Origin of the sequence: Streptomyces muensis, assembly GCF_021474425.1 — a bacterium.
GTDB lineage: Bacteria > Actinomycetota > Actinomycetes > Streptomycetales > Streptomycetaceae > Streptomyces > Streptomyces muensis.
The window spans coordinates 1-5,975 of record NZ_JAKEIP010000383.1; the positions used below are offsets into that span (position 1 = coordinate 1).

Genomic DNA, 5,975 nt, shown 5'->3' on the forward strand with positions numbered 1-5,975 from the left:
GCCCCCTGCCCCCCGCACTGGACCGCGACGACCTCCCCGACCGCGCCGCCACGCTCCTGGAACACGTCTGGACCCGGACCGTACGGCCGTACTGGGACCGGCGCCGAAGGATCCTGGAAGCCGACGTCGCCGCCCGCACCGCACTCGTCAGCCAGGGCGGCTGGGCGGCGGTACTCGACTCCCTCCGCCCCGGCCAGACCCGCTGGCTCGGCGACAACCGCCTCCAGGTGAACGTCCACGAGTACCCGCCCCGCGAGATCTCCGGCGCCGAACTCGTCTTCATGCCGGTCACCCCGAACACCGGCTGGGTCTCCTGGGAGGAACCCGACCGCTACGCCCTCGTCTACGCCTGCACGGGCGCCCTCACCGACCCCGTCTCCCGCCCGGTCCCCGCAAGCCTGAGCGCCCTGCTGGGCCCGTCCCGAGCCACGGTCCTCGTCCTCCTGGGCTCCCCCATGAGCACCAGCCAGCTGGTAGCGGTGACGGGCCAGGGCCTGGGTTCGGTGGGGCGACATCTGCGGGTGCTGCTGGACGCAGGGCTGGTGGAGCGCAGGCGGGCAGGCCGTTCGGTGCTGTACTCAAGGTCAGCAGCTGGAGAAACACTGCTGGCAGCACCGCCTTCTTTAGGGGCGCGGGGAACTGCGCGACCAGCCCCCACCGGCCGGCACCTGCCCACCACCCCAACCCACCAGAGTTAGCATCCGCCTCATGACGACTGCACACAGCAACGAAAACTCCCCTCTCGACGTCGACATCAACGCCCTCACCGGCGGCCCCGCCGACCTCGCCCAATACGCCGGCCAGGCGGTCCTCATCGTGAACGTCGCCTCCAAGTGCGGCCTCACTCCCCAGTACAACGGCCTGGAGAAGCTCCAGGAGCGCTACGCGGAGCGCGGCTTCACCGTGCTCGGGGTGCCGTGCAACCAGTTCATGGGCCAGGAGCCCGGCAGCGCCGAGGAGATCGCCGAGTTCTGCTCGGCGACGTACGGCGTGACCTTCCCGATGACCGAGAAGGTCGAGGTGAACGGGGAGGGCCGGCACGCCCTGTACGAGCGCCTGGTCGGCTTCGCCGACGCCGAGGGGCACAGCGGCGACATCCGCTGGAACTTCGAGAAGTTCCTGGTCGGCCGGGACGGCACGGTCGTCGCCCGCTTCTCGCCGCAGACCGAGCCGGAGGCCGCGGAGCTGGTGGCGGCCGTCGAGGGCCAGCTGGCGTAGCCGGCGGTTGACCTTGCCCCTGGGGCAGGGCCGAGCGTCCTTCGCACCGGGCGGAAGAGCCGCCCGGTGACGGAGGATGAGGCCGTGGACGACGAACTGCTCACCATCGGCGCGTTCGCCGCTCGGGCCAGGCTCTCGGCCAAGGCGTTGCGCCTGTACGACCGTCTGGGGCTGCTGCCTCCCGCCCGGGTCGACGAGGTCAGCGGCTACCGCTACTACCGCGCCGGCCAGATCGAGCGCGCCCGTCTGGTGGCGCTGCTGCGCCAGCTGGACATGCCGCTCGCGCGGATCGCGGAGGTGGTCGAGGCACCGGACGGGGCAGCGGCGGCGGCCCGGCTCGACGCGTACTGGGCGGATGTCGAGGCGCGGCTGGCGGGGCAGCGGACGCTCGCCGAGTACCTCCGTGGACGGCTGTCGGGGAGGAGCTCCGAGATGTACGGAAAGTTCGTGGTCGAGACGGTGGACGTGCCGGAGCAGGTGCTGATCACCGAGACGCGGCATGTGCTGGCGGGCGAGTTGCCGACGTGGATCGGGGCGTCGCTGGGGCGGCTGGAGTCGGCGGCCCGGGAGTGCGGCGGCATCACGGCTGCGCCGTTCGTCGTGTACCACTCCGAGGTGTCGATGGAGAGCGACGGACCGGCCGAGTCGTGCGTGCCGGTGGCCGACGAGGCGGCGGCCCGGGCGTGGGTCGAGCGGCAGGGCCGTACCTGGGAGACGAAGGTGCGGGTCGAGTCCGCCCAGCGGCTCGCCTACACCCGGATCACCAAGGCGCAGGTGGCGCATCCGCAGATCCTGGCCGCCTTCGAAGCGGTGGAGCAGTGGATCCCGCAGCAGGGGCTGTGGCAGGCGGGTCCGTGCCGTGAGGTGTACTTCGCGGACTGGGAGGCGGCGGGCGCGGAGGACCCGGTGTGCGATGTGGCGTTCCCGGTGAGGTGATCTGGGAGCGGGGGGCCGGGACACGGCCGAGCCCTCTCGGCAAGGACGGCGGGCTGGTCGAGAGGGCTCTTCCTGTGGTGCTTGTGCAGTTGTGGTTCGTACGGTCGGTCGAGGGTGAGGATCAGCCGGAACCGCCCCTCACGCCTTGACCGACGCCACGAAGGTGTTCCACGCGGTCGCGGGGAACGCCAGGATCGGGCCCTCGGGAACCTTGGAGTCCCGCACCGCCATGGCCGCCGTGACCGGCGACTTGATCTCGACGCAAGCGCCGTTCCCTGTGGAGTACGAGGACTTGGTCCACGTGTCCGTGGCACCCTGACGAATTGCCATGTTTGCTCCGAATTGCCAGATGTTGAGTTGCTGTCACCGCGCTGCGTGTCCGGACCGGAACCCACAGCGCGATTCGCGCCAGCCTTGTTGCTCGGTGGCGTGATCGACGCTACTCGCCAACATCGGCTGACGAAGCGACTATTCACTCGGGTGGGTGGCATATTCCATTGGAGTCTTCCGTCCCGCCCGGGGGACGGTGTACCGTACGGCGCTTTCTCCCGCTTCTCCCGCGTTTCTCAGCGCGCGTAGTCCTTGGCGATGTCCGCGATGAACTGCCGGGACTGCTCGACGTTCAGGGCCTGCGCCCTCAAGTGCTCGTACATCACGCTGTACTTCTGCACGTCGTTCGCCTTCTCCAGGTACAGGTCGCTGGTGACGCCCTCGATGTAGACGACGCTGGAGTCGGCCGCGTCCGGGAACTCCAGGATCGCGTACTGCCCGTTGAGGCCCGGGTGCGCGCCCATCTCGAAGGGGATGACCTGCACGGTGACGTGCGGCAGCTGGGACTGCTCGACGAGCTGCTCCAGCTGGTCGCGCATGAGGGACTTGTTGCCGACGACGCGGCGCAGGGCGGCCTCGTCCAGGACGGTCCACAGCCGCAGCGGGTTCTCCTCGGTGGAGATTCGTTCCTGTCGGCGCATCCGCACCTGGACCCGTTTCTCGATCTCGGCCGAGGCCGTCTCCGGCAACGCCCCGGCGATCAGGGCCTCCGCGTACTGCTTGGTCTGCAACAGCCCCGGCACGACCTGCGGGTCGTACACCCGCAGACTCGCCGCGTCCGTCTCAAGACCGATGTAGACGCTGTACGGAATGTCGCCGAAGGAATGCCACCATCCTTGCTGCCGCGAATCCTTGGCCATCTGCATCAGGGAGTCGACGATCCGGTGGTCCTCCACCTCGTAGACCCCGCACAGATCGCGGACGTCGCGCTGGCTGATGCTGCGCCGCCCGTTCTCCAGCCGGCTGATCTTCGACTGCGACACCAGCAGCCGCTCGGCCACCTCTTCGGCCGTCATGCCCTTGAGCTCACGGAGCCGGCGCAGCTCCTGGCCCAGCCGGCGTCGCCTGACGGTGGGATTGACATTGGACGCCACGGGACGTGCACCTCCGGCTGGCTGCCTGTGATTGCGACTTTGCGTATCTGCTGTTGAGCAGACTGCCACCAAGGTGCTTACTACCGCTGGCAAACGGTGGATATGCGCTGGATACACGCCAGTTCGGGGACACCCCCGGCAAAACCCCGGCACATCCCCGCACATACGGCCGCGCGGGGCGACGGGACCGGGTCGTCGTCCGGACGTGCGGTCCCGTCACCCCGCGCGGACAGCGGCTCCCGAACCGGTCGTGGGGACTGCGGCGCGGCGCTGCGCGTGGCGTGCGTATGGAGCATGTGGTGCGCGTGGTGCTGGTCGAACAGCGGCCCGGCGGTGCGAAGGCCCGGTGGTGCGGGTCGTGGGACCGCGTACGGCTCAGTGGGCCACGACACGCGCCATGGATCCGCGGCGCGGCTGCACCGGGACGCCACGGGCGGGTTCCGCCGCCCTGCCGCCGGGGGCGGCCTGACGGCCGGTCGCCGGGGCCGGGCTACGGCGTGGCTGGGCCCCCACGCCGTTCTGGACGTCCATCACGGCGTGCGCGACGAGACCGCCCATGGGGTCGTGCCTGATCAGGTCCCGCAGCCGGGAGCGCGAGGACCTGCCCTCGTTCCCCGGATACAGGTGCTTGCCGAGGCCGACCGCGTGGGCCAGTGCGGCGAGCGCCGCGGTCCGTGGGTCCGGCGGTACGCCGGTACGGATCGCTGAGTCCAGCCGGGCCCTGATCTCCCGGCTGATGGCGTTGTCCGTCGCCTGGTAACGAGTCGTCGGCAACACCCCGCACATCTGACCCGCCACGGCATGCACCATGCCGCACCGTTCCAGATGCGAGAGGTAGGTCTGGCGCAGCCCCAGCCGGGGCCCGCCGATCCAGTGGACGGCACGCACAGGAGCGCCACGCCTTCGCAGCAACTCCAACGCGCAGTCCAGTGTCGGATCTCCAGTCGGCCGTGGTACGACCACGGCGATACGATCCCCGTCTGGGGCTATCCGTCCGGCCAGCGCCAGCTCCACTAGCTGTGCTCCGGCCAGACCGAGGTCGAGCGACTGCGGCTGTGCGGTGGTGCCCGTGGTCGGGTCCAACGCCAGCAGCAGAAGCTCCTCCGGAATCGTTCTGCGGCTCCTGCCCATCCATGCCTCCCCGCGTGGATGAATGACAGGGTGACCCCTCTCACATTCATCTGTCGAGGGTGCGTGACCGGTTCGTGAGGGAACCGGTAGGTATGTCGTTCTCGTCTACCGGATGAGTTGAGGTCCGCGCCCTGGACACTGGTACATGGTTCGGACAGCGGCACGGGGGGTCGCACGGGCACGGTGCCCGGGCGACGGCTCACGGTTCGGCAGACGCACGGAGGGCGTGCGGCGGCACATGGAGGAGGCATCGGTGGCGGGCGAGTCCCCCGACAGGTCGAAGCAGCGCGAGTCGTCGGCAGAACCGACGTCGGGGAGCGCGATCCCGGTTCCCGAATCCCGTCCCGAACCCGACCGCCCGGACCCACGCCTGGCAGTGGCCCGCGAGGGCGCTGCCGCTGAGCGAGGCGGCGTGGACACGGCGACGAGGGTCCTGTCCCGACAGGAACTGGACGCAGCAAGGACAAAGCCGGCCAAGCCCGACGCGGAGGACGCGCAGGACACCGAGACTCAGGACGAGGCTCAGGACATCGATGCCGAGAGCACGGCGGATACGGCCGAGGACGCCGAGGCGCGGGGCGCCGATGCCGAGGACACGGTGGATGCCGACGAGGACGCCGGGGCGGGTGCTGCGGAGGCGCAGGGCGCTGACGCCGAGGACGCGGTGGACGCCGACGCCGAGGGCAAGGGTGACGATCGGCTGAGGGCCGCTGTGGCGGCCTGGGTGGCGTCCGAGGACTCCGAGGACGCGAAGGCGACGCCGGACGCGGACGAGGGCGCCCAGGACGCCGACACGAGCGAGGACAAGGGCGAGGGCGAGGACTCCGAGCCCGTCGCGGAGGACGACAGCCCGGACGAGCCTTCGGAGGCGTCCGACACCGACGACGCTCCCGCGGCCGCCGACGGCGAGGACGCCCCACAGGGGCCACCCGCACCCGACGACGAAGGCAGTACGGGTGGTGCGGGTGGGAACGACCAGGCCGAAGGCGAAGCCGAGGCCTCGGACGACGACGCTCCCGCGGCCGCCGATGACGAGGACGCCCCACACAAAAGCGACGCACCCGCGGACGAACCCCCCGCGAAAGCCAAGCCCGTCGATCAGCCGACCGCCGTCTTCAAGGCCGTACGCCCCGACAAGCCCGCCGTCGACCAGCCCACCACCATGCTGAAGGCCCCGAGGCCCGACGCGGAAACCCCCTCCGAGCGCACCAGCAAGTTCGTCGCGCTCAAGCCCGACATCAAGCCGGACACCCCCAAGAACCCCCC

The 5,975-nt window shown here is 70.4% G+C and carries 6 protein-coding genes and 1 pseudogene; 4 read left to right on the top strand and 3 right to left on the bottom strand.

From position 1 onward, the window contains the following. From L0P92_RS41275 to L0P92_RS41285, 3 genes are all read left to right on the top strand, one after another. The coding region (locus L0P92_RS41275) for an ArsR/SmtB family transcription factor (protein ID WP_234768277.1) at positions 1-698 on the top strand (698 nt) is incomplete at its 5' end. Between the two features lie 10 nt (positions 699-708). Beyond that, positions 709-1,218, top strand: coding sequence for a glutathione peroxidase (locus L0P92_RS41280; protein WP_234768278.1), 510 nt, complete (start codon positions 709-711; stop codon positions 1,216-1,218). A 66-nt stretch (positions 1,219-1,284) separates the two neighbouring features. Beyond that, complete coding sequence (locus L0P92_RS41285) at positions 1,285-2,154, top strand: MerR family transcriptional regulator (RefSeq protein WP_234768279.1); 870 nt, start codon at positions 1,285-1,287, stop codon at positions 2,152-2,154. A gap of 138 nt (positions 2,155-2,292) precedes the next feature. Here L0P92_RS41285 and L0P92_RS41290 read toward each other — a convergent pair whose 3' ends face one another. From L0P92_RS41290 to L0P92_RS41300, 3 genes are all read right to left on the bottom strand, one after another. Continuing rightward, positions 2,293-2,484, bottom strand: coding sequence for a DUF397 domain-containing protein (locus L0P92_RS41290; protein ID WP_234768280.1), 192 nt, complete (start codon positions 2,482-2,484; stop codon positions 2,293-2,295). 236 nt (positions 2,485-2,720) lie between these two features. Continuing rightward, positions 2,721-3,578, bottom strand: a complete 858-nt coding sequence (locus L0P92_RS41295; protein ID WP_234768281.1) for a helix-turn-helix domain-containing protein — start codon at positions 3,576-3,578, stop codon at positions 2,721-2,723. Positions 3,579-3,953: 375 nt separating this feature from the next. Then, complete coding sequence (locus L0P92_RS41300) at positions 3,954-4,709, bottom strand: GOLPH3/VPS74 family protein (protein WP_234768282.1); 756 nt, start codon at positions 4,707-4,709, stop codon at positions 3,954-3,956. A gap of 253 nt (positions 4,710-4,962) precedes the next feature. Between L0P92_RS41300 and L0P92_RS41305 the strand changes: the two are divergent. Further along, a pseudogene (locus L0P92_RS41305) lies at positions 4,963-5,975 on the top strand (D-alanyl-D-alanine carboxypeptidase); the annotation flags it as partial.

What these genes read in the sequence shown, in the direction of transcription:
- L0P92_RS41280 (WP_234768278.1), top strand. Translation starts at nt 709, where the DNA reads ATGACGACTGCACACAGCAACGAAAACTCCCCTCTCGACGTCGACATC.
- L0P92_RS41290 (WP_234768280.1), bottom strand. Translation starts at nt 2,484, where the DNA reads ATGGCAATTCGTCAGGGTGCCACGGACACGTGGACCAAGTCCTCGTAC.
- L0P92_RS41300 (WP_234768282.1), bottom strand. Translation starts at nt 4,709, where the DNA reads ATGGGCAGGAGCCGCAGAACGATTCCGGAGGAGCTTCTGCTGCTGGCG.